The sequence below is a fragment of the Bradyrhizobium sp. NAS80.1 genome (assembly GCF_001908205.1).
Taxonomy (GTDB): Bacteria; Pseudomonadota; Alphaproteobacteria; order Rhizobiales; family Xanthobacteraceae; genus Bradyrhizobium.
In genome coordinates this window covers 1-23,077 of the sequence record NZ_LGHL01000078.1, presented here as the reverse complement: position 1 = coordinate 23,077, position 23,077 = coordinate 1, and the positions used below count along the sequence as shown (strand labels likewise).

The window sequence follows — 23,077 nt, the reverse complement described above, 5'->3', positions numbered from 1 at the left end:
CGCGCAAATTCGAGTGAGGGGGAGTCTCTACGAGTCCAGCTCTCACCTCCCTCGTGGAGAGCCCCCCTCACCCCAACCCTCTCCCCGCAAGCGGGGCGAGGGAGTTCATCTCGTCTAGAATTCCGCCAAAGGAGAAGGTCATGTTGTTGAAGGATCAGGCAGCCATCGTGACCGGTGGCGCATCGGGACTGGGCGCGGCGACCGCGCGGAAGCTGGCGGCGCAGGGCGCAAAGGTCGCGGTCTGCGACCTCAACGCAAAACTTGCCGAGACCGTCGCCGCCGAGATCAAGGGCGTCGCCGTGGTTTGCGATGTCTCCGACGCCGCCTCGGCTGAAGCCGCGATCGCGCAGGCGACCAAGGCCCATGGCCCGGCGCGCGTGCTGGTCAACTGCGCCGGCATCGGCGTTGCAAAGCGCGTGGTCGGCCGCGATGGCCCGATGGCGCTCGCCGATTTCGACAAGGTGATCAAGGTCAATCTGATCGGCACCTTCAACATGCTGCGCCTCGCCGCCACCGAGATGTCCAAGCTCGAGCCGCAGGCGACCGGCGAGCGCGGCGTCATCATCAACACGGCCTCCGTTGCCGCCTATGACGGCCAGATCGGCCAGTCGGCCTATTCGGCCTCCAAGGGCGGCATCGTCGGCATGACGCTGCCGATCGCGCGCGAACTGGCGCAGTTCGGCGTCCGCGTGCTGACGATCGCGCCCGGCCTGTTCCTCACGCCGCTGCTGGCGAACCTGCCGCAGGAAGCCCAGGACTCGCTCGCCGCCGCGATCCCCTTCCCGCGCCGGCTCGGCAACGCCGACGAGTTCGCCGCGCTCGCGCTGCACATGGTCGAGAATTCCTACCTGAACGGCGAGGTGGTGCGGCTCGACGGCTCGCTGCGCATGGCGCCGAAGTAAGGCGCAACGCAAGCAAGGCCAGCACATGTTCGTGAACCGGCGCGACGTCCAGATCCAGTGGGGTGATTGCGACCCCGCCAACATCGTCTACTACCCGCGTTATTTCGCGATGTTCGACGATTCGACGTCGACCCTGTTCGAGGTCGCCGGGTTCTCCAAGCAGGACCTGGTCCGCAAATACGGCCTGGTTGGGATCCCCATGGTCGACACGCGGGCCAAGTTCTACATCCCCTCGACCTATGGCGACTGGATCACCATCGAAACGAAAATCGAGAGCATCAAGCGCTCGAGTTTCGAGGTGAAGCACAACGTCTACAAGGGCGAGGCGCTGGCGATCGAGGGTTTTGAGACCCGGGTCCTGGTCGGCCGCGATCCCGTTAACCCCGACAAGCTGAAATCGGCACCGTTTCCTTCGGAAATGGTAGCGAAGTTCATCGGGAGCTAAATCGCCGCATCACCAAAAGAGGGGGCTGAATTACCCCTCGATTTCTGCTTTCAAAGAACGCGTAAAGGGAGGAATAGATGAAACGCTTTTACCTGACCGCCGCCATCACCGCGGCCGCGCTGGCGCTGCCGGCCCTGCCCGCGCTGGCACAGACCGCAGACGTTACCATTGGCATCAGCGTAACCACCACGGGTCCCGCCGCGGCCCTCGGCATTCCCGAGCGCAACGCGCTGGAATTCGTGCCGAAGGAGATCGGCGGCGTGCCGCTGAAGGTAATCGTGCTCGACGATGGCGGTGATCCGACCACCGCGACCACCAACGCGCGTCGCTTCGTCACCGAATCCAAGGCCGACATCATCATGGGGTCCTCGACGACCCCGCCGTCGATCGCGATCTCCAACGTGGCGAACGAAGCCGGCATTCCGCATTTCGGCCTTGCGCCGTTCCCGATCACGCCGGAGCGCGCCAGGTGGTCGGTGTCGATGCCGCAGCCTATACCGATCATGGGCAAGGTGCTCTACGAGCACATGAAGTCGAAGGGCGTGAAGACGGTTGGCTATATCGGCTATTCCGACTCCTACGGCGATCTTTGGTTCAACGACTTCAAGGCCCAGGGCCTGCCGATGGGCATGACCATGGTCGATGAGGAGCGGTTTGCCCGCCCTGATACGTCGGTGACCGGCCAGGTGCTGAAGCTCATTGCCGCCAATCCCGACGCGATCCTGATCGGCGCCTCCGGCACGGCCGCGGCACTGCCGCAGACTGAGCTGCGCGAGCGCGGCTACAAGGGCCTGATCTACCAGACCCACGGCGCGGCCAGCATGGACTTCATCCGCATCGCGGGTAAGGCCGCCGAAGGCGTGCTGATGGCCTCGGGTCCGGTGATGGACCCGGAGGATCAGCCGGACGAAGCCGCGACCAAGAAGCCGGGCCTCGCGCTCAACACGGCCTATGAAGCCAAGTACGGCCCGAACAGCCGCAGCCAGTTCGCCGGCCACTCCTACGATGCCTTCGAGGTCCTCAAGCGCGTCATCCCGACCGCGCTGAAGACGGCCAAGCCCGGTACGCCGGAGTTCCGCGAAGCGATCCGCCAGGCGCTGCTGTCGGAAAGGGAAATTGCGGCGAGCCAGGGCGTCTACAATTTCACCGAAAAGGACCGCTTCGGCCTCGACGACCGCTCGCGTATCCTGCTCACGGTGAAGGACGGCAAGTACACGCTCGCGAAGTAAGAGCCGCGACAGTCGTGAGACGACGAGAGCCGGTCCAAGGGGCCGGCTCTTTGTTTTTGCAGTCGGTAGCGAGCCGCGACCGTGCCGACACGCCGCGTGCCTAAAGTATGATGGGTTGAAGACGCGTCGAGTTCGGACAACAGCAGCGCTCTCTCGTTCCCTCCCCCCTTGTGGGGGAGGGGCAGGGAGGGGGGGCCCACACGGGGATTCTTTCCGTCACGCACCCGACCTCGGTGCATCATCAACAACCGGCACCTTTTCCTGGGCTACCCCTCTCCCTAGCCCTCCCCCACAAGGGGGGAGGGAACGCACCGCCGTCGTAGCGCTAGTAGAGTCTCATTATCAGGCCTCACGCCGCCTGCCGCAGCGGGGTCCAGGCGAATTCCGGATAGTATGTGTCCATCATGCGGTCCACATAGGCGGTGAGGTTCGGAAATCCCTCCGCGCGCTGGCGCAGGGCGGATTCGAAGAACGGCGTAAGGATTCCGGCGAGCGCGCCGAAGGCGGTGGCATCGACACCGCAAGGCTTGCTGCCCATCAGATAAGCCTTGTCACCGAGCTGCACCGAGAGCGCGAACAGCGAACGCACCGCGAGGTCGACATCGTCGTCGGGCGCGTGGCGGCCGAGGCCGGAGAGCAGATAGTTCTCGGCGACACGGAACTGCGCATCCTCGCGCAGCTTCTCGCGGTTGTGCTCCGGCGCGCCATCGAAGAAATGCGCAGGCCCCTTGGCGAAATTGACCGGATCGACCCAGCGCGCGCCGACCAGCGCCCAGTAGACGTGATGTTCGATCATGCGCTCAAACGCCCAGGCCTGCGCGCGCTCGGTCAGCGACAGGCCGGCGTCGAAATCGAATCCGTAACGGTGCTCGATATGGGCGCGGATGAAGGTCGAATCGGCGACCGCCTCGCCGCTATCGTCGATGAAAGGCAACTGCCCCTTGGGCGAAGCCGGCGGCATCGCGCGCTCCTTGCGGTGGGGCAATCCCGCCATCTTGAGCTGCACCTCTGTCTTGGTGACGAAGGGGCTGATTTCCGGCAGGCCGAAGCCGGTGCCAAAGCCGTAAAGCGTGATCATGCGAGCTCTCCTGGACCTCCGAAAGAGTTGACGGAACCTAGTGACCGGCTGCTGCCACCATGGTGGCAGCAGCCGTGATATCTTCTGCGAAACGGGCCCCCCGCCAGGCGCGGCCCATGAAATGGCGGACCAGCGCGTCCGCAGCCTGGATTAGCGAACGTGTCACCATGGTCGCGAGCGCAACGCGGAGGTCGACGACGGTGAGATCGAAAAACATGAGGCGACTGAAGGCCCTGGAATACAGCGAAGCGTGCAACGTGGCCTGTGCGCGCCACAACGGACCAACCGGACCGAAATGGGTTGGGATGATCATGGACAAATCCTCTTCAGTCGATGTGTTGTCCCGGTATAGAACTCCCCTGCTGCCAACATCGTGTCAGCATCCACGCGCCGTTTGCTGATCCGCCCCCGATGAGAGAATTGTCATGAGACGCGCCGACCGGCTGTTTCAGATCATCCAGGTGTTGAGGCGCACGCGGAAGCCGCTGACGGCGGATGCGATCGCGGCCGAACTCGAGACCTCGAAGCGCACGATCTATCGCGACATCGCAACGCTGATGGGCCAGCGCGTGCCGATCCGCGGCGAAGCGGGCATGGGCTACATCCTGGAGAAGGGTTTTGACCTCCCGCCGCTCATGCTGACACCCGACGAGATCGAGGCGGCAGTGCTGGGCGCGCAATGGGTCGCGGGCCATGCCGATTCCGCGCTGGCGCGCGCGGCCGAGGATTTGATGGCCAAGATCGCCGACACCGTGCCCGAACGCCTGCGCCCCTTCGTGCTTGAGCCTGCGAGCCGGGCACGGCCGAGCTGGAACAGGGAGCCTGACCGCCTGGACATGGTGCGAACGCGCACGCAGATCCACGAAGGCAAGAAGATCCTGCTGCGCTATCGTGACGAGCAGGGCCGCCCCAGCGAGCGTATGATCTGGCCGATTTCGGTCGGTTATCTCGAAGCGGTCCGCCTGCTCGCGGCCTGGTGCGAGCTGCGCAGCGACTTCCGCAGCTTCCGCACCGACCGCGTGGTAGACGCAACTTATCTCGACGAGCGATATCCGGAGCGGCGCGACGTGCTGCGCGCGAAATGGCGGCAGAGCCTGGTCTGGGGCCCGCCAAAGGACACGTGAGCACGATGGAAGAGACTTCCCCCATCGATCTGTCGAGCTGTTGCCAGAGTTGCGGCGCGTGCTGCGGCTATTCGGAGAACTGGCCGCGCTTCTCGATCGAGAGCGACGAGGAGCTTGCAGCTATTCCGGAAAAGCTCGTCAACGCGCGGCAATCCGGCATGCGTTGCGAGGGCAATCGCTGCTCGGCATTGCAGGGCGAGATCGGCAAGGCGACGGCCTGCGGCATCTATGCGGTGCGACCGGACGTGTGCCGCACCTGCATGCCGGGCGACGCCGAATGCGCGATGGCGCGGCGGAAGTTCGGTCTGCCGATGATCGAGCTGACTTAAGCCGGAACGGCTTCGCTGATCTCGTCGTCGATCTCGTCGTCGAGTGGTGCAAGCACCGAGAGCGGCTTGGTCGACAGCGTGATCGGCTTGCGGCCCCCCGACAGCGATGGCGACGATTTGGTCGAGCTTTCGCGCGACAGCGCGTAGAGCGTCGAGCCGACACGGCCGCCATTCTCGATCAGGTCGCGCTCGCTGCAGCTGCCTGCGATCGCGACCGCCAGCGAGTGCAGATGGCTGCGGCGATAGCAGAACAGCGCCAGCCTGGCGCGGACGTCAGGGGAAACACTCTCAACCAGCCTCGGCAGACCGCTTTCATTGGCGCGATACATCTCGCCAAGGAGTTCGTCGCGGACCGGGCAGAAATCGCTTTCAAAAGCGTCGCGGCTTGAAAACATTGCAGTTCTCCCTCGTGGTGGGGAAGATGCAGCGCAATTCTCTAATGATAGGTTAACCACGCTGCCCGGTAGTCACCCGGGGTTCTTGCGCTCTGGCCGCGAATCAGTCGGCCGAAGGAGCATCGGCAAGCGCATCTGACTCGATAGTTCGGGGCACTAGTACCTCTGGTGTCATGCCTTGTCCTGGCCATCCACGTCTGGCCACGCCGCACGAAGAACGTGGATGCCCGGGACATAGGCGAGCGAAGCGACGCCGTCCTTCAGACGGCTATGCCCGGGCATGACGACCTCTTGAGAATGCCGATCGATAGCCCTTGGCCAGACGCAGCCAGCCTCAGTTGGCCGCCATGAAGATGGAAAGACCAAAGCCGGTCAGGTGGTGGAGCGCCTGGTCGACGCCGATCAGGGTCCAGAACCAGGGGTGCTCCTGGTTGACGCCCAGATTGGCCGAGACGAACCCCTTGGCCCGGTCGATCGTGATGTGGATCGCGAAATCGATCAGCGCCACGAACCAGAATCGGGGCGCGACAATCAGGATCAGCGGCAGCGCAACCGCAAGGTGAATCAGGCAATGCACCAGGAGCGGCAATGCCCAGCCGTGCTTCTGGTCCTTGCCATGCGCCATCCAGGCGGTTTGCAGGACGAAATCGGCGATGATGTGCTTGAAGGTGAGCAGCAACATCCAGCCAATGAGCGCTTCAACCGGAACCGCCGATGACATGGGTGGAAACGACAAAGCTGACGCCTCATTGAGGTGACAAGAAGAATTGGAGCGTCCAGCGCAACTTCTTCTTGGACCGGTCAGATCGCCGGGACGTGTGATTTATGACATCTCCCGCAACGGAATCCAGCCGGGGGGAACCGGAAAATCGCCAACTGTGGCTAACTGGTGATAGGATGACCAATCGCCGCGCCGGGCTAAGTAAGGTTACCTTCGGCTCGAAATTTGCATTCCGGCCTCCGCACGCTAACATTGACGGTAGAGAATATCGTTCTTTTTTCAGACATTTAGCAATTGCAGGGCACCCGCCGCGATCACATCCGCGAGTCGCCCGAGAATAAGGCCAGAGTGCCATGAGTACTGAAGGCCCGACCTCATCGCAGATCGAGCCGCCGCCGCGGCGCCCGAAGGTTATCAAGACCAATCAGCAGCAGGTCTTTCTCTATGTCGTGCTGACCCTATTGTTGTCGCTGGCCACCGTCTGGGGCGGCCGCGCCATATGGCACAATTCGGAGACGCTGACCTTCGCCGTCGGCGCACCCAACAGCGACGAGGCGCTGTTCGCAGCCAAGCTCGCTACGGTCCTGAAGAACAACGCCTCGCGCTTCCGGATCAAGATCGTCAACAACCCCGACAACGCCAAGGCGCTCGGCCAGTTCGACCGCAGGCAGGCCGACCTCGCCGTGCTGCGCACGGACGCCAAGGTCCCGTTGCGGGCGCGCACGCTTGCAATCCTTGAGCACGATCTCGTGCTCCTCCTCGGCCCCGGCAACAAGAAGATCAAGTCGCTCGCCGAGCTGAAGAAGAAGAAGGTCGCCGTCCTCGCCGAGAACGAATCTTCGCTCGCCTTTGTCCGTAGCATCCTCGACATCCCCGACGGACCGGACGCTGCCAAGATCCAAATGGCGCCGCAGGGCGCAACGCTCGACAAGCTGCTTGCGCCGGCGAGCGGCTTTGGCGCGGTGGTCGCCATCGTCCACGCCTCGAAGGCGGTGCGGGACAAGGCCTATCAGCAGGTCGCCAAGCGCGGCGGCTTCACGCTGAACGCGATCGACGAGGCCGGTGCGCTGGCGCGCAAATTCCCCGGCATTTCCGAGGAGACGCTGACCGCGGGCACACTGTCGGCCTCGCCTGAAATTCCGGACGACGACCTCGACACGATCGGGCTCCAATGGTTGCTGGTGGCGCAATCTAGGATGTCGGCGACCACGGCAGGCGAGCTGGCGCGTACCGTCTACGAGAACAAATCCGCGCTCGGGCTCGACAACGGCTTTGCCACCAGGATCGAGCCGGCCTCCGTCGAGAAGGACGCCTTCGTGATGGCGCATCAGGGGGCGGCCGATTACATCAACGACGACACCAAGTCGTTCCTGGATAAGTACAGCGACATGATGTATCTGGGCGCCGCCGCGCTCAGCATCATCGGCTCGATCTTCGCCGCGATCTACGCCAAGATCACCCGAATCGCGCCGGAGAAGGCCAGCGAGCTCTCCACCGCCATCCTCGATATCGGCGAGCGCATCGAGCACGCCCATTCGCTGGATCAGCTCGAATGTCTCCAGGATGAACTGGAGGGTATCCTGCGTGGCGCGGTCATCGGGCTCAGGGACGGCACGATCAGCACCGACGGTCTCGACACCTTCAAGCTCGGCTACGAGTTCGTGCGCGACGAAATCAGCATGCGCCGCGACTACCTCAAGCGCCATGCCGCCGAGGCCGAAAAGGCAGCCCAGGAAACTGCCCCTCCCCAGCATGACGACAGCAATGTCGTCGTGGTGAAGACGGCCCAGAGCGCCTGACCGGCTGGTTCGACGCCCGCGGCACGATCCTTCCGGGCCCTTCCCGGTGAATCATCGGCCGGCACTCTGGAACCGGCCCGATCCACAACCGTTGGTTCCCGGATAAGATCGGAGAACGCGCCATGCGTACGCTCCTCATCATCGTCCTCATGGGAATGCTGGCGGCGGCTGGCTACTTCGCCTATGCCGCAATGACGGTCGAAGGCGAGCCGCTCCCGACGGAAGGCTATGTAGCCCTGGCTCTGGGAGCGGGTTTCTCCGCCCTCGTCGGCATCGGTCTCATGACGCTGCTGTTTTTCAGCAGCCGCCGCGGCTACGACGAGCCGCCACATTTCAAGTAACGGCGCAGTCCGCCGCCGCGCCAAGCCTCCCCCCGTTCGACGATGTTGCAGACTGCCAGCGCCCGTCGTTGACGGCCCCTGCCGGGGCAGGCACTTTGGCGCGCATGTCCAAGCCGCTGATCCCCGCTCTGGCCCAGTTCGTGGCTGCCACGGCCGGCCGCAACATGACCAAGGCGGCCTATGTGGCCGTGGGCGTCGGCGTGCTCAGCGTGATGCTGCTGACGGTCAATCCGGCCTATGAGACGGCGCATCGCTGGGTCGATGCCCTGCTATGGGCGTGCCTCGCCTATTTCGTGTTCGAATGGGTGGTCCGTCTGCGCCACATGGCGCGGCAGGAGCGTCTCTCGCTCTACCTGTCCTCATCCGCGGGGCTGGTCGACGCAACAGGCGCACTGGCCGTGCCGGTTGCGCTTGTTCTCGGCGTCGAGCCGAAGACGGCGTGGCTGCTCAGCGTGCTCTGGGTCCTGAAGGTGGTGCCGGGCATTCCCGGCCTGCGGCAGCTCCGCCGTGTGCTGGTGCTGGAATCAGGGCCGCTGGCCAGCGTGCTCGTGATCTTCCTGATGGTGGTCTTCCTCGCCTCCGTCGCCGAGTATTTCCTGGAGCGGGAGGTGCAGCCGCAGACCTTCGGCAGCGTGCCGGCCGCGCTGTGGTGGGCTGTGGTGACCTTGACGACGACAGGCTATGGCGACGTCGTGCCGGTGACGCCGCTCGGACGCATCGTCGCAGCCATGGTGATGATCTCCGGCCTCGGGGTGTTCGGGCTCTGGACCGGTATCCTGGCCACCGGCTTTGCCGCGGAGACCCGGCGCGACAATTTCCTCAAGACCTGGGAATCCGTCAGCAAGGTGCCGTTCTTCGCGGCGCTCGGACCTGCAGCAATCGCCGACGTCACCCACATGCTGCGCACCATGGAGCTGCCGGCGCGCACCATGATCATCCGGAAGGGTGCGCTAGGCGACTGCATGTATTTCATCGCCGCCGGCGCGGTCGAGGTTGACCTGCCCGGCAAGAAGGTGCAGCTCGGCGAAGGTGCCTTCTTCGGTGAGATGGCGCTGCTCGGCAACAACATCCGCGGCGCCAATGTCTCGACCACGAAAGTGTCGCGGCTCCTGGTGCTCGACCTCGTCGACTTCCGCGTGCTGATGGCGCGGCATCCCGATCTCGCCGAGACCATCGACGCGGAAGCAAAGCGCCGCGCGCTCGAAAACAAGTAAATGGAGACAAAAATGTCGGATACAGCCGACGCGGCCTCTGGCCCCGTGCTCGAACTCGCCGGCGCTCGCGCCACCATCCGCCTCAACCGGCCCCAACATCTCAACCGGCTCCAGGCCGAGGACCTCGGCAAGCTGATAAAACTGTTCAACCGGGTTGAGGCCGATCCGGATATCCGCGTGCTGGTGCTGACCGGCACCGGGCGCGCCTTCTCCGCGGGCTACGATCTCAACTCGGTCGCCGAGCGTGCGGTGAGCTCCAAGGAGCAGCAGAGTGCGGGTTCGGCGTTCGAGGTGGTCGTCAACCGGCTGGAGGATTTGGGCGTGCCGACGATCTGCCGGCTCAACGGCGGCGTCTATGGCGGCGCCACCGATCTTGCGCTCGCCTGCGATTTCCGCATTGGCGTCGACACCGCCGAGATGTTCATGCCGGCGGCGCGGCTCGGGCTGCACTACTACAGGAGCGGCATCAAGCGCTACGTGACGCGGCTCGGCGTCGACAATGCGAAGAACCTGTTCCTCACGGCGCAGAAGATCAGCGCGCCGGAGATGCTGCGCATCGGCTATCTCACCGCGATGGTGGCGGTGGAATTTTTGGACGAGGAAGTCGACAAGCTGGCGGCGATCCTCGCCGGCAACGCGCCGCAGGCGATGCGCGGCATGAAGCGCGCGATCAACGAATTCGCTCGCGGCGAACTCGACCAGGAAGCCGCCGACCAGCGCCATCGCGACAGCATGCGCGGCGACGAGATCAAGGAAGGCATCAAGGCGTTTGCGGAGAAGCGCCCGCCGCGATTTTGAGGATTACCCCCGTTTCGACCGCATCGCGCGTACCTGCGTGAGCTTTGGATCGCTCGACAGCGCTTGATAGCGCTTGCTGTCGACGGCGTAGATCGCGATGCGGCCTTCGCTGTCCGCATGCACGCCCCAGCCGAAGCGCTTACCGAGGCTTGAGGCACGCATGCAGGCCTGCCCACGCGAGAAGAACGCGGCGCGAGCGGCGCTCTTCTCCGCCTTGGTCGCCTTGGCATCGAGTTCGCGGCCCGGCGCGGAGGTCGCGAAGATCACGTCGTCGGACGTGTACTTGTAGGGCGCCTTCATAATCATCGCATATTGCAAGCCGGCCACCGTCGGCTGTCCTGCGCGCGGCGGCGGCTCCTCGCCGGAGCGTGCCGGACAGTCTTCGGCAACCCGGATGAACGTGTCGAAACAGTTGGTCGTATGGATCGGCTTGTTCATATGAGATCCGGCCTCTTCATTTTCCCGCAGCCGCAGCATGCTGTGCGGCCATCTCGTCATCCGCTGCGTTGATCCGCTGGAACGCGGACCGTGCGGTCATGCGCTCGGAATAGCGGACGAACACGTCCTTCTTCGGCACGATGCCGAACATCATCGTCCAGCTGAGCGCGATACCCCCCAAGACATCCGCGGCGGTCATGCGCTCGCCGAGCAGGTACGGCCCCTTCGACAATTGCGCCTCGAGCGCGCCGAGCATGGTATCATAATCGGCATAGGGCGATTGCGTGATCGGCGCCGGTTCGCGCTGCATGAACTTGTCGATCAGCGCCGGCTCGAAGGATGAACCGTAATAGGCGATCCAGCGCAGATAGGGACCGCGCAGCGGATCGTTCAGCGCGGGCGTCAGCCCTGCCTGGGGATACAGGTCGGCGAGATAGATGGTGATCGCGACCTGCTCGGTCACCGGCGCCTCGCCGTGGCGGATCGCCGGCACCTTGCCGAGCGGATTGATGGCGAGATAGGCCGGCTGGCGCTGCTCGCCGGCCTTCATGTTGAGGACGTGGAGATCGTAGGGGGCGCCAAGCTCCTCGAGCAGCACCCGCGTGCCGGTGGCGCGGCTTTGCGGCGAATAATACAGCGTGATGCGGTTCGGATCGGTCATGGCAGGTCTCCCCTCTGGCACCCCTTAAGCCGGCTGGCGGCGCGCATCTTAGCGGACCATACCTGACATCCCGTGTCAGGTATGGTTTAAGGCATCATGCGCGCGAGCCGGATGCTGTCGATCCTCACCACCCTCCAGGCCAGGGGACGGGTCACCGCGCCGGAGCTCGCGGAGGCCTGCGAGGTCTCGGTGCGCACGATCTATCGCGACATCGACGCGCTCGCGGCGTCCGGCGTCCCTGTTTACGCCGATCGCGGCGCGGAGGGCGGCTATCGCCTGCTCGACGGTTATCGCGTCCGCTTGAACGGCTTGTCGCAGGGCGAGGCGGAAGCGCTGTTCCTGTCCGGGTTGCCGGGCCCGGCCGCGGCGCTCGGACTGGATGCCGCGATGATCGCCGCGCAGAACAAGCTGATGGCGGCGCTGCCAGCGAACTTGCGCGAAGACGCCGGCCGGATGCAGGAGCGCTTTCACCTGGACGCGCCGGGCTGGTTCGGCGAGGCGGAAGAGCCGAAACATCTGCGCAGTATCGCCAGTGCGGCTTTGCGCGGGACGCTGATCAAGATCCGCTACCAGAGCTGGCGCGCGGAGAAACAACGCCGCGTCGCGCCGCTCGGCCTCGTGCTGAAGGGCGGCAGCTGGTATCTCGCGGGCCAGGTCGACGGCAGCGTGCGCACCTATCGCATCGCGCGCGTGCTCGACTGCACGGCGCTCGACGATCCTTTCGATCGACCCGCCGATTTCGATCTCGCCGCCTACTGGCAGGCCGCGACGCTGCGCCTCGAGGCCGAGATGCATCCCAATGTCGCGATCGTCCGGCTATCGCCATTCGGCGTCAAGCTGCTCGACGCGCTGAGCCAGCCCTACGTCAGAGCACGCACACAGATCGAAGTGAGCGCCGATGCGGACGGCTGGCGCATCGCCAAGGTGCCGACCGGCAAGACCTCGTGGCACGCCGCCGCCGAATTGTTGCGGCTCGGCCCCGAGGCCGAGGTACTGGAGCCCGCCGATCTCCGCGAGAAGATGGCGGAGATGACGCAAGCGATGGCAGCGCGCTATCGCGCGGCGCGGAAAACCTGACGACGGCGCGCCCGGCCGCAGCCGGCGAAACAATCCTGAAACACGATTCTCCGCCCGCCGTGTGAACGCATCCGCGTTTCGACCCGACCGAGATGCAGGGACACAACAACGGCCTTTGCGCCACACTGGAGAATGAAGATGTTTCGTAAGCTTGCACTTGGTCTGATCGCTGCCGGCTCGCTCGGTGCTGCCGCTCTCGCGCCCACCGCCGCTTCGGCTCACGGCTTCCACCATCACTGGGGTCCCGGCTGGGGCTTTGGCGGCATCTACGTCAACACCGGCATCAACAACTGCTACCGGGAACGCGTCGTGCAGACCCGCCACGGCCTGCGTGTCCGCGTCGTGAATGTCTGCGCCTACGGGATCTACTGATATCTCGCGTCCAGGATAAGCCGTCCATGACAAAGCTCCGGTCGCGCCGCGATCGGGGCTTTGCGTGCTGAACCCTAATTCGCCTGGCCACTTTGCCGATGCCGGCGAAACCAGGCAAAGGTCTCGCGGGTCGTTGCGATGTAGCCGCGGCCGCGATAGACGATCTCGCCGTCGACGATCTCGTTCAGCTTCGGCAATGCGTGAAACGGGATCGAGGGATAGGCGTGGTGCTCGACGTGATAGGGCATGTTCCACGCGAACCATCTGACGATCGCGCCGGTGTAGGTGGTGCGGGTGTTCTGAAACGCGCTGCGGGTCCTGTCGCAGCCGGTGTGCTCGGCATAGAGATAGGGCCTCAGGAAGAACTGCCCGATAACAAGCGGTACGATCCAGACCTCGAGCAGCAGCGCTGAGGAGTACCAAAGCGAGAGCGCGAGCAGCAGCGCATAGAGCACGACATAGGCGCGCGCTTCGGCCACGATGGTGGCGCGCTTGTTCTCTGGGATCCATGGCACGATGACCCTGCCGATGACGGCATGGCCAAGCATCAGCCAGAGCCTGCCGGCGACCTGGAGCAGTCCGCTATAGGCGATCGCGAGCTGCGTGCCGGATCTCGGCTTCGCGCCGACGATCAACTCGGGGTCCTTGTCCGGATCCTGGGTGTAGCGGTGATGGTCCCAGTGAAACAGGCAGTAATATTCGTAAGGCAATCCGATCATGAAGGCCGAGAGATAGCCGACGGCGAGATTGAGACCACGGCTTCTGAACGCGGTCTTGTGTGCGGTTTCGTGCACCGCCATGAACAGGAAAGCGACGAAATAGCCCTGCACCGCCATCAGCGGCAGCGCCCAGAGGACGCCGAAGCGCGAAGCCACCATCCAGATCAGCGCGCCGACCAGCACGATCACGGCGTAGTGGCCGAGGCTGCGCGCGGCGCCCTTGAGATCGGAACGAACCGACAGTTCGCGCAGCATGGCTGGCGTCAGCGGCTTCAGACGATGGCCAGGCTCTGAAACGGTTGCGTTGCTCATGATCTGGGACCTGTCTTACTTGCCGAGAAGTTCTGCGATCTCGGCCTTGAGGAAAGCCCGGTCATGCGGATTGTTGACGGGGTTGCCGGCGCGATGGCCATGCAGCGACGGGATCGGATGCAGCACGGCGGACCTTGCGTTGACGAGCCGGCCGAGTTCGTCCTCGTTGTCGCGAACGTCGAAATAGCGATCGGTCGCACCCGGCATCAGCAGCATATGCGCCTTGATCGCGGCCAGCGCGCGATCGAGATCGCCGCCGAACGCGACGCACCGGCTGATGTCGCCGCGCTGCCAGATGCCAATCTGTGCCAGGAGATCGTTGGCGTCGCGCCGAGCAAACGTCGCGTCCCATGCACGGACGAGATAGTCCTCAAGCGAGGTGAAGCCCGCCTCGCGCCAGAGCTCGTCGCGATAGAAGCCGTGCGACATCGCCCAGCCGGCGTAGACGCGCCCCATGGCGCGATAGCCGGCGGCGGGCTTCTCGACGAAGCGGCCGTCGCGGAAGGCGGGATCGGTGGTCAGGGCGGCCTTCACGCTTTCGAGAAAGACGTGGTTGTAGGGCGCGCAGCGCGCGCTGCCGCAGACGATCGCGGCACGCTCGACCATCTCGGGATTCAGCGCTGCCCAGTGATAGGCCTGCATGCCGCCCATCGACCAGCCGTAGACAAGCGCAAGCTTCGAGATGCCGAAGCGTTCGGCGAGCAGCCGGTGCTGGACCGCGATGGCGTCGTGATAGGTGAGTTGCGGGAACGGCGCGTGGCCGGAATTCGACGGCGAGGACGACAGGCCGTTGCCGAACAGATTTGGAATAATGATGAAGTAGCGCGCGGGATCGAGCACGCCATCGGGCCCGATCAGCCATTCGGTGTCGAAGTGCTGCGCGCTGAACGAGGTCGGATAGAGTATGACGTTGTCCCTGGCCGGACTCAGCGTTCCGTAGGTCTTGTAGGCGAGCTTCAGCGACGGGAAGACGGTGCCGGATTGAAGCGTGACATCGCCCGCCTCGAAAATCTCGTGGTCGCGCTGCGTCGTCATGGACCAACTCCCGCTCACGCGGCCGCAGAACGCGCCGCTGAATCGACGATGCATCGATCGTGCCGGACGAAACAAACCATCGTTGCGCCACGCTCAATAACTGTACTTGTAGTACAGTTATTTGGCAAACACAATGAGGATTCCGGCCCTCGCGCGGCTCAAGCGATGGCCGCGATGTATCGCTCCACCGACGCAGCGAACGCGGCCTTGGCGCCTGCGGCAATGTTGCGGCCCCACCAGGCGCCATAGATGCGATCGAAGGCGAGCGGCTCGACCGCCGCCGCGATCCGCCGCACCGCGGCTGCGTTGAGCGGCATGTAGTTCGGATACGAGTACATGAAGCTGACGAAGCGGCGGTCCATCGTCACCTGTGCGATATCGCCGGTGAGCAGCACGCCCTTGCCGTCCGCACCGCGCGCATCGTGCAGCATGGTTGCGCCCGCGAAATGGCCGCCAGTATGCAGCAGCAGCAAATCGTCCGAGAGGCGATGATGATCACCGGTCCAGTGCACGATCGATGGATGCGGCCGCGTGACCCATTGGCGGTCGTCCGCATGCAGATAGACCGGAATGCCGCCGAACGCCTCGCTCCAGTCGGCGAGCGCGCCGTAGTAATGCGGATGCGAGATTGCGATAGCTTTCAACCCGCCGAGCGAGCGCACATGGGCGATCGCCTCCGGCGTCGCCAGCGGAATGCAATCCCACATCACGCATCCCTTGCCATCGGGCACCAGCAGCGCGCGCTGGCCGATGGCAAAGGCCGGCTCGAGCGCGACGCCGGTCAGGCCGAGATCGTCGCGCCAGACCACGCGGTGACGTTCGGCGAGCGTTTCCGGTGTCAGGAAGGTCTGGCCTTTCCAGTTCACGAACTGCCGTTCGTCCTCGCAGATGGGACATGATGCGGGCGGGTTTCCGCTGTCCGGGAAATGCGTGCCGCAGGTTTCGCAGGTCCAGAGGGGCATGGATGTGATCCGATCAAGTAAGTGATACGCGCTGCATGCAACATCGTCATTGCGAGGAGCTCGTGACAAAATTGCAAAGCAATTTGCACTGAAGCGACGAAGCAATCCAGAATCTTTCCGTGGAAACGGTCTGGATTGCTTCGCTGCGCTCGCAATGACGATGTGGGAGGAGCGGCGCATTCCAACTAATCGGGAAGCGCTCTCTTAAGGAAACTCCACCACGATCTTGCCGAAATGTCCGCCCTGCTGCATCAGCCGCAGCGCGTCGGGCACGGCATCGAACGCGAACACCCGATCGATCACCGGCTTCATCCCGTTACGGCCGATCGCGGCGGTCATACCCTCGAACATGCGCCGGCTGCCGACGGAGAGGCCGATGACGTGCAAGTTCTTGGAAAACAGGCTCGGGATCGCAATCTGCTGCGAGAAGCCCGTGAGCACGCCGATCACCAGAACGGTGCCGCCGACGCGCGCCGCCTCGAGTGATTGCGCAAAAGTATCCTTGCCGCCGACCTCGACGACGTGATCGACACCGCCGCCGGTCCACTCCGCCGCGGCCTTGCCCCATTCCGGCACCGCACGGTAGTTGATGGTGTGATCGGCACCGAGCGCCTTGGCGCGTTCGAGCTTCTCGTCGCTCGACGACGTCACGATCACGCTCGCGCCAGCGAGTTTTGCGAATTGCAGCGCAAAGATCGACACGCCGCCGGTGCCCTGCACCAGCACGGTGTCGCCGGGCTGAACCCTGGCCTCCTCGAACAGCGCACGCCATGCCGTGAGGCCGGCGCAAGGCAGCGTCGCCGCTTCCTGGAAGGACAGATGCGACGGAATGCGGCTGACGCCCTCGGCATCGAGCAGCATCACCTGCTGCAACACGCCCGGCCGCGTGCCGCCGAGCGCATAGCGTCGGCTGTTCGCCGACACCTTCCCGTCGATCCAGGATTGGAAGAACATCGGACAGACGCGATCGCCGACCGCGACGCGGACAACGCCTTCTCCGACGGCGATCACCTCGCCTGCTCCATCCGAGAACGGGATCAGCGGCAGTCTGGAGACGCCGCCCTTGCCCTGCACAGTGAGCAGGTCACGGTAGTTCAGCGAAGCCGCCCGCATTCGCACCGTGACCTGACCCGGACCAGGCGTGGGCTCCGGTAGATCGGCCAGCTCCATCCCCTCGATCGACCACTCACGCGCGACCTGCCAGGCTTTCATGGCCTTTCGCTCCGTCTCAGGTGCCAAAGTTCTTCTGGATCGCCTTGTCGAGCGTCTCGCCGCCGACAAAGCGCTGGCGCAGCTCGCGCTTGAGCAGCTTGCCGCTCGGGTTCTTCGGCAGGCTGTCGACGAAGATCACGCGCTTGGGCACCTTGAAATGCGCCATCTGGCCGGCGCAGTGCTTGACGACGGCCTCCTCATCCAGCGTCTCGCCGGTCTTGACCACGACGATCGCGGTAACCGCCTCGATCCAGCGCGGATCGGGCAGGCCGACGACGGCGACCTCGGAGACCGCGGGGATGCGATAGACCATCTCCTCGACCTCACGGCTTGCGACATTCTCGCCACCGGTCTTGATCATGTCCTTGACGCGATCGACCACGGTGATGTGGCCCTCGGCATCGACCGTGGCGAGATCGCCGGAGTGAAACCAGCCGCCGGAGAACGCCGCGGCGGTCTTCTCGGGATCATTGTAGTAGCCGGAGAGCAGATGCGGCGAGCGGTGCACGATCTCGCCGACCTCACCAATCTTGACATCCTCCATCGAGGTGTTGACCACGCGTGTCTCGACATTGAGCACGGGCTTGCCGGCCGAGCCGGCCTTGCGGAGCTGGTCCTCCGGCCGCAGCACGGTCGCGAGCGGCGCGATCTCGGTCTGGCCGTAGAAATTCCAGAACCTGACGTTGGGCAGGCGGCGCTGCAATTCGAGCAATACCTCCACCGGCATGATCGAAGCGCCGTAATAGCCCTTCTGCAAGGTCGACAGGTCGGTCTTGTCGAAATTTGGCGAGCGCAGCATCGCGATCCAGATCGTCGGCGGCGCAAAGAATGACGTGATCTTGTGGGCCTGGATCAGGGCGAGGATGTTATCGGCCGTCGGCTTGCCCGTGATGACGCCGGAGGCGCCGAGATAGATTTGCGGCCCCAGGAACACATCGAGCTGTGCGCAGTGATAGAGCGGCAGCGCGTGCAGAAACTTGTCGTCGGCGCTCATGCCGCCGTCGATGATGCAGCTGACATACTGCCACATCACCGCTTCGTGGGTCAGCATCGCGCCCTTGGGCAGGGACTCCGTGCCGCTGGTGTAGACGATCTGCGCGAGATCGCGGCTGTCGACGGAGGTCTCCAGGAACGAGCCGTCGGCATGCAGGAGGTCGTCGAAAGTGGTGAGGCCCGAACGCGCCGACGCCGGATCCTCGCCCGGCAGCCAGATCATCTTCTCGACCGCGCAATCCTTGGCGCTAGCCGCGCGCGCGGGCTCGACGAAATCCGGTCCGGTCGCGAGCAGCTTTGCGCCGGAGCTCTTCAGGATGAAATTGATCTCGTCCGGATTGAGCATGAAGTTGATCGGTACCAGCACCGCGCCGATCCGTGCCAGAGCGAAGCGCAGTGCTGCGAAGGCGTGCGAATTGCGCGAGAGCACGGCGAGACGATCTCCCTTCTTCACGCCGAGGCCAAGCAGGCCGCGGCCGAGCCGGTTGCAGATCGCGTCCATCTCGGCAAAGGTCCAGCTCACATTGCCGCAGCTCACCGCAAGCTTGTTCGGCTCGCGGCCTGCCGAGCGGCGCAGAAGATCGCCGATGGAATGCTCGCGCGCTTTCGAGATGGTGGCTGCGATGTCGCCGGTCATGTGTCCCTCCGTGTGATGACTTTGTTCGTTGGAATTGCGTGAAGTCTAGAAAGTCTAGTGGCGCTATCGGCGCCGGGCCGCCTGGGCGTGTTCCATGTACATGTGCTCGACCGAGCGGTCGAGGGACGCGATCTTCTCGAAGCCGCGCCGCCAGTCCTGCAAATGCCGGCGCGTCCACAGTACGCCCGCCTCGCGGTCGCGGCGGCGGATCGCGTCGATGAGATGGCGATGCGCGGCAACGAGGCGCGGGCCGCCTTCGGCCACGCCGGTCACGATCATCTCGGTCGTCGGATAGAACAGCTGCGCCGCCGGCTCGCGCGCCAGCTGCAGCACGCGGTTCTGCGAGGCCTTGGCGACCAGCACGTGGAATTCAGCATCGCATTCGGCAAGCATCGCGGGATCGCCGACCACGGCCTCGCTGCGCGCGAGATTGTCGGTAAGCTCGGCGAGATTCTCCTCCGACGCCTGCTCTACCGCGCCTTCGATGCTCGCGACCTCCAGCGTCATCGAGGCCTCGTAGAGCTCGCGAAAGGTGACCTCGTGCAGCACCAGCGCGCGGCTGAGGCGGCTCGTCAGCTTGCTGTAGCGCGGCAGACAGGCGTGCAGGCGGCGCGAGGAATCGCGGCTGATCAGCCCGCCCTCCTCCAGCACGCGAATGCCCTCGCGAATGGTCGAGCGGTTGACGCCGAACTGGCGCACGAGGTCGTGCTCGGTGCCGATGGGGTCGCCCGGCTTGATGCGGCCATTGACGATCTCGCGTTCGATGGCGTCGGCAACCTTCTGATAGGCCGGCGCGACATCTATCGGACGGAAGAGCGGTGAGACCGGCAAGATAGCACCTAATGGCGATTGTCCGACAAACTATAGGACCGGCCCGAGGGCGCGTCAAACTGCATCATGTATGGCGCAGTCGCAGCAAATTGACTCCAGAGGAACCTGGCTTTAACTTTGTCGGACAAAGGGACAGCATAGTCCAACACAAGAGGAAACGTTACCCATGAGACCAATCGCAGCACTCGTGTCTGCGGCCAGCTTGCTGTCGGCTGCCCTAATCACCCCCCGCGTCCGCCCAGCAGGCGCCGCTCAAGATCGGCGTGCTCTCCGACTTCTCCTCCGTCTATTCCGACATCGGCGGCCAGGGGAATGTCGAGGCCACCAAGATGGCCATCGAGGATTTTGGCGGGCAGATGTTCGGCAAGCCGATCGACATGGTCGCGGCCGACGTGCTCAACAAGCCTGACGTCGCCTCGACCATCGCCCGCAAATGGTGGGAGACCGAAGGCGTCGACATGATCATTGACCTGCCGACCTCGGCTACCGCGCTCGCGGTGATGGAGCTGTCGAAGCAGTACGAGAAGATCATGATCGTGACGGATGCGGCGAGCTCCGACATCACCGGAAAGTCCTGCTCGCCCTACACGGCGCACTGGACCTACGACACCTATTCCAACGCCCACACTGTCGGCAGCGCCATCGTCAAGAACGGCGGCGACACCTGGTTCTTCCTCACCGCCGACTACGTGTTCGGCCATTCGATCGAGCGTGACACCGGCGACGTCGTGAAGGCCGCGGGCGGCAAGGTGCTCGGCAGCGTCAAGCACCCGCTCAACACGGCGGACTTCTCGTCCTTCCTGCTCCAGGCCCAGGCCTCCAAGGCCAAGATCATCGGGCTTGCCAATGGCGGCGGCGACACCATCAATGCGATCAAGCAGGCCGGCGAGTTCGGTATCGTCGCCGGCGGGCAGAATCTCGCGGCGATCGTGATGTTCATCTCCGACGTGCACAGCCTGGGGCTCAAGCTGGCGCAGGGCCTGATCGTCACCGAGGCCTTTTACTGGGACCTCAACGACAAGACCCGCGCCTTCGGCAAGCGCTTCATGGAACGCGTCAAGCGCATGCCGACGATGAACCAGGCCGCGACCTACAGCGCCACCCTGCATTACCTGAAGGCCGTGCAGGCCGCCGGCACCAAGGACACCAAGACGGTGATGGCGAAGATGCGCGAACTGCCGGTGAAGGATGCCTTCACCGACAACGGCGTGTTGCGCGAGGACGGCCGCATGGTGCACAGCATGTTCCTTTTCCAGGTGAAGAAGCCCGAGGAATCCAAGGCCCCGTGGGACTATTACAAGCTGCTCGCCGAGGTCCCCGGCGACCAGGCCTTCCGTCCGATGAAGGACGGCGGCTGCCCGCTGGTGAAGTAACGCATCGCGACGACGGACCTGCATCGCCTTGCGTTGCAGGTCCGGCCCTCCACTAGAGCCCGCGCGGGCCGTTCAGAGCTTGTGCCCCTTCTGGCGCAGCGCCTCTATGAGGCGCAGCTTCAATTCGTCGGCGGCCTTCTGGCTGACGTCCTGGCCGATCTGCGCGCTCGCTTGCGCCAGCGCATCCGACTTCTCCAGAAACTTCTGCCCAGCCGGCTGGGCATAGAACGTCTCGATCTGGCGCAGCTCGTCGAGCGTGAAGCTCGTGGCATAGAGGGCGGCGATCTGGTCGATCATCGACGCCAGGAACGGGGCGTAGATCTCGGAGCCGGGCACCGTCAACGCATCGTAATCGCGCTCGATCTCGGGTCTATCCTGGGCAACGACGGGGCGGAGCTTGAGCATGAGCTGCGGCAATTGCGCGCGATACTGGTCCGCGATCTTCAAGGTCGTGACGAGCTGGCGCGCCGCGCTCATCGCCTCCGGCGACGGCGCCTGCGCGGAGGCACCGCAGACCAGGAGGAGCAGGGCGCCGGCGATCGTCAACAAACGTCTGGACATGGACCTCTCCACGAGATGCAGGCTGGCGATGCTCAATGACCCGCGGGTGCCGCGGCCGACGTCGCGGCCGGCGAGATTTCCAGTGCGGTGCCGGGCTCCTCGACCTCCGTGACCTTCACGAACAGGTTCGGAACCCGGTCGGCACGATCGAGCAGCCATGCTGCGCCGATCATGATGACGATGCCGGTGAAGGAAACGGCGAGCTGCTCCCAGACGCCCTTGGTGTACTGGGTCAGGATCCAGTGGGCCGAGAACGACAGGAACACTCCGAGGCAGAAGATCGGCAGCGAATGCTGGCCGCAGAGGATCACAGGCCGCAGCCAGGCTGTGTGCAGCGCCCTCCATCTGCGCGGGACGAAATGGGTCACCCAGACCGCAAGCGCCAGGAAATGCGTGAAGCGCAGCATGTCGAGGTCGGTCTTGTCGATCGGGTAGATCAGCTTGATCATCCATTTCGGGATCAAGACTTCGAGCGCGTGGATGTGCCAGGTCATGACGATCAGGAAGGCGAAGACGAGCCAGGCCGCGGCCAGCCCCATCGCCGCTTTCGACCACACCCATTTCGCGACCTTGTCGATCTCGCCGATGCCACACCAGGCCGCGAACACGAACATCAGCTGCCAGCAGAACGGATTGAAGTACCAGGTCGTGCCGGGCGGATAGGAGGCGATGTTCCAGTCGAACCAGCGCGACAGCACATACAGCACCGCGGACGCGGCGAGCATCAGGTTCGGCCGGCGCACCAGGCACCACACCATGAAGGGCGAGAAGAACACCAGCATGATGTAGAGCGGCAGCACGTCGAGATTGACCGGCTTGTATTTCAGCAGGATCGCCTGCCCGATCAGCTCATCCGGATGCGCCAGGAAATTGAACACGTTGAACTCATGCTCGTACATCGGATTGTCGAAGCGGCGCACGGTGCGGGCGATCTGCGCCGTGAACAGGAGGAACAGCATGATGTGGGCGACATACATCTCAATCGCGCGCCGCCACAGCCGCTTGACCGCGGCGAGAAACCAGCCGCCGGCGACGATCGGCCCGTAGATCCAGCCGACCAGATAACCAGAGATGAAGACGAAGAACTCGGCCGCGTCGCTGAAGCCGTAATTGCGCAGCGTCAGCCAGGCCACGACATCGTGCGGGATGTGATCGAGGAAGATCATCCACAGGCCGATGCCGCGGAAGAGATCGAGCCGCAGATCGCGCTCGACCGGAGACAACAGAGCTTGCTGGTCTCGTATGCTCATGGCCCCGCCTCTTCCGCTGGGCGTCGCGTCACGGCGGCGCCGAAAAATCGGATGCTAAGAAAGCTGGATCAAAAGGTCACCTGGCCCGACGGCTGGTGCATCAACGGTAACCGACCTTGAGGCCTGCGCAAGGGAGTTCGTTATCACAACGGGCGGGGCTACCTCTCCGGCCGCCTGGAGGCGGCCCTTCAAAAATGTCGAAAACAACCCCATGCAAAGTAGAGGCGACCTCCTAAGTCATTGCTTTGCCTGCGAAACTAAATTCACCC

At 64.1% G+C, this 23,077-nt stretch carries 24 protein-coding genes and 2 pseudogenes; 12 read left to right on the top strand and 14 right to left on the bottom strand.

The features are described from left to right. Window positions 1–140 precede the first annotated feature (140 nt). From AC629_RS19080 to AC629_RS19070, 3 genes are all read left to right on the top strand, one after another. Window positions 141–902, top strand: a complete 762-nt coding sequence (locus AC629_RS19080) for an SDR family NAD(P)-dependent oxidoreductase (protein ID WP_084806570.1) — start codon at window positions 141–143, stop codon at window positions 900–902. 25 nt (window positions 903–927) lie between these two features. Next, the gene (locus AC629_RS19075) at window positions 928–1,347 is read left to right on the top strand and encodes an acyl-CoA thioesterase (protein WP_084806569.1); all 420 of its coding nucleotides are present in this window, start codon (window positions 928–930) and stop codon (window positions 1,345–1,347) included. A gap of 77 nt (window positions 1,348–1,424) precedes the next feature. Continuing rightward, window positions 1,425–2,576 (top strand): ABC transporter substrate-binding protein, encoded by a 1,152-nt coding sequence (locus AC629_RS19070; protein ID WP_084806568.1) that lies wholly within the window; start codon window positions 1,425–1,427, stop codon window positions 2,574–2,576. Between the two features lie 349 nt (window positions 2,577–2,925). Here the strand turns inward: AC629_RS19070 and AC629_RS19065 are convergent, their stop codons facing one another. Together AC629_RS19065 and AC629_RS19060 are read right to left on the bottom strand one after the other, a co-directional pair. Continuing rightward, window positions 2,926–3,654: a glutathione S-transferase family protein gene (locus tag AC629_RS19065; RefSeq protein ID WP_084806567.1), complete on the bottom strand. Its 729-nt coding sequence runs from the start codon at window positions 3,652–3,654 to the stop codon at window positions 2,926–2,928. 37 nt (window positions 3,655–3,691) lie between these two features. Next, the gene (locus AC629_RS19060; RefSeq protein ID WP_084806566.1) at window positions 3,692–3,967 is read right to left on the bottom strand and encodes a hypothetical protein; all 276 of its coding nucleotides are present in this window, start codon (window positions 3,965–3,967) and stop codon (window positions 3,692–3,694) included. Window positions 3,968–4,079: 112 nt separating this feature from the next. Between AC629_RS19060 and AC629_RS19055 the strand changes: the two genes are divergently transcribed. Together AC629_RS19055 and AC629_RS19050 are read left to right on the top strand one after the other, a co-directional pair. Continuing rightward, window positions 4,080–4,778 carry a helix-turn-helix transcriptional regulator gene (locus AC629_RS19055; RefSeq protein ID WP_084806565.1) on the top strand — a complete coding sequence of 233 codons (699 nt, stop codon included), beginning with the start codon at window positions 4,080–4,082 and terminating at the stop codon, window positions 4,776–4,778. Between the two features lie 5 nt (window positions 4,779–4,783). After that, entirely contained in the window at window positions 4,784–5,107 is a 324-nt protein-coding gene (locus tag AC629_RS19050; RefSeq protein WP_084806564.1) for a YkgJ family cysteine cluster protein, read from the top strand. On the opposite strand, the gene AC629_RS46910 is transcribed toward AC629_RS19050, so the two are convergent. After that, window positions 5,104–5,502 (bottom strand): hypothetical protein, encoded by a 399-nt coding sequence (locus tag AC629_RS46910; protein ID WP_084806563.1) that lies wholly within the window; start codon window positions 5,500–5,502, stop codon window positions 5,104–5,106. The two genes, AC629_RS19050 and AC629_RS46910, sit on opposite strands and share 4 nt — an antisense overlap. Window positions 5,503–5,836: 334 nt before the next feature. Next, a complete protein-coding gene (locus tag AC629_RS19040; protein WP_084806600.1) occupies window positions 5,837–6,184 on the bottom strand; it encodes a DUF3307 domain-containing protein in 348 nt (115 codons plus the stop codon). Between the two features lie 392 nt (window positions 6,185–6,576). On the opposite strand from AC629_RS19040, the gene AC629_RS19035 reads away from it, so the two are divergent. From AC629_RS19035 to AC629_RS19020, 4 genes are all read left to right on the top strand, one after another. Further along, a complete protein-coding gene (locus AC629_RS19035) occupies window positions 6,577–8,022 on the top strand; it encodes a TAXI family TRAP transporter solute-binding subunit (RefSeq protein ID WP_084806562.1) in 1,446 nt (481 codons plus the stop codon). A gap of 122 nt (window positions 8,023–8,144) precedes the next feature. Beyond that, the gene (locus AC629_RS19030) at window positions 8,145–8,363 is read left to right on the top strand and encodes a hypothetical protein (RefSeq protein WP_084806561.1); all 219 of its coding nucleotides are present in this window, start codon (window positions 8,145–8,147) and stop codon (window positions 8,361–8,363) included. A 104-nt stretch (window positions 8,364–8,467) separates the two neighbouring features. Next, entirely contained in the window at window positions 8,468–9,577 is a 1,110-nt protein-coding gene (locus tag AC629_RS19025; protein ID WP_084806560.1) for a cyclic nucleotide-gated ion channel, read from the top strand. Window positions 9,578–9,589: 12 nt separating this feature from the next. Further along, window positions 9,590–10,375, top strand: coding sequence for an enoyl-CoA hydratase/isomerase family protein (locus AC629_RS19020; protein WP_084806599.1), 786 nt, complete (start codon window positions 9,590–9,592; stop codon window positions 10,373–10,375). Between the two features lie 3 nt (window positions 10,376–10,378). Here AC629_RS19020 and AC629_RS19015 read toward each other — a convergent pair whose 3' ends face one another. Beyond that, the gene (locus AC629_RS19015; protein WP_084806559.1) at window positions 10,379–10,813 is read right to left on the bottom strand and encodes a DUF6157 family protein; all 435 of its coding nucleotides are present in this window, start codon (window positions 10,811–10,813) and stop codon (window positions 10,379–10,381) included. Between the two features lie 16 nt (window positions 10,814–10,829). Then, a complete protein-coding gene (locus tag AC629_RS19010; protein WP_084806558.1) occupies window positions 10,830–11,474 on the bottom strand; it encodes a glutathione S-transferase family protein in 645 nt (214 codons plus the stop codon). Window positions 11,475–11,570: 96 nt separating this feature from the next. On the opposite strand from AC629_RS19010, the gene AC629_RS19005 reads away from it, so the two are divergent. Together AC629_RS19005 and AC629_RS19000 are read left to right on the top strand one after the other, a co-directional pair. After that, a complete protein-coding gene (locus AC629_RS19005; protein ID WP_084806557.1) occupies window positions 11,571–12,551 on the top strand; it encodes a helix-turn-helix transcriptional regulator in 981 nt (326 codons plus the stop codon). A 138-nt stretch (window positions 12,552–12,689) separates the two neighbouring features. Beyond that, the gene (locus tag AC629_RS19000; protein WP_084806598.1) at window positions 12,690–12,923 is read left to right on the top strand and encodes a hypothetical protein; all 234 of its coding nucleotides are present in this window, start codon (window positions 12,690–12,692) and stop codon (window positions 12,921–12,923) included. Between the two features lie 74 nt (window positions 12,924–12,997). Here the strand turns inward: AC629_RS19000 and AC629_RS18995 are convergent, their stop codons facing one another. The 6 genes from AC629_RS18995 to AC629_RS18970 form a co-directional block, all read right to left on the bottom strand. Continuing rightward, window positions 12,998–13,954, bottom strand: coding sequence for a fatty acid desaturase (locus AC629_RS18995; protein WP_084806556.1), 957 nt, complete (start codon window positions 13,952–13,954; stop codon window positions 12,998–13,000). A 15-nt stretch (window positions 13,955–13,969) separates the two neighbouring features. Then, entirely contained in the window at window positions 13,970–14,989 is a 1,020-nt protein-coding gene (locus tag AC629_RS18990) for an alpha/beta fold hydrolase (protein ID WP_084806555.1), read from the bottom strand. Between the two features lie 158 nt (window positions 14,990–15,147). After that, a complete protein-coding gene (locus tag AC629_RS18985) occupies window positions 15,148–15,951 on the bottom strand; it encodes an MBL fold metallo-hydrolase (RefSeq protein ID WP_084806554.1) in 804 nt (267 codons plus the stop codon). A 204-nt stretch (window positions 15,952–16,155) separates the two neighbouring features. Next, a complete protein-coding gene (locus tag AC629_RS18980; RefSeq protein ID WP_084806553.1) occupies window positions 16,156–17,163 on the bottom strand; it encodes a zinc-dependent alcohol dehydrogenase family protein in 1,008 nt (335 codons plus the stop codon). A 16-nt stretch (window positions 17,164–17,179) separates the two neighbouring features. Then, window positions 17,180–18,793: an acyl-CoA synthetase gene (locus AC629_RS18975; RefSeq protein ID WP_084806552.1), complete on the bottom strand. Its 1,614-nt coding sequence runs from the start codon at window positions 18,791–18,793 to the stop codon at window positions 17,180–17,182. A 63-nt stretch (window positions 18,794–18,856) separates the two neighbouring features. Continuing rightward, on the bottom strand, window positions 18,857–19,624 hold the full coding sequence (locus AC629_RS18970; protein ID WP_084806551.1) for a FadR/GntR family transcriptional regulator: 768 nt from the start codon (window positions 19,622–19,624) through the stop codon (window positions 18,857–18,859). A gap of 166 nt (window positions 19,625–19,790) precedes the next feature. Here AC629_RS18970 and AC629_RS18965 point away from each other — a divergent pair. Then, window positions 19,791–20,997: pseudogene (locus AC629_RS18965) on the top strand (ABC transporter substrate-binding protein). A 186-nt stretch (window positions 20,998–21,183) separates the two neighbouring features. Here AC629_RS18965 and AC629_RS50605 read toward each other — a convergent pair. Both AC629_RS50605 and AC629_RS18955 read right to left on the bottom strand, forming a co-directional pair. Beyond that, window positions 21,184–21,294 (bottom strand): annotated as a pseudogene (locus tag AC629_RS50605) (DUF2059 domain-containing protein); the annotation flags it as partial. A gap of 296 nt (window positions 21,295–21,590) precedes the next feature. Further along, window positions 21,591–22,808: an OpgC domain-containing protein gene (locus AC629_RS18955; RefSeq protein ID WP_084806549.1), complete on the bottom strand. Its 1,218-nt coding sequence runs from the start codon at window positions 22,806–22,808 to the stop codon at window positions 21,591–21,593. Window positions 22,809–23,077: the final 269 nt, after the last annotated feature.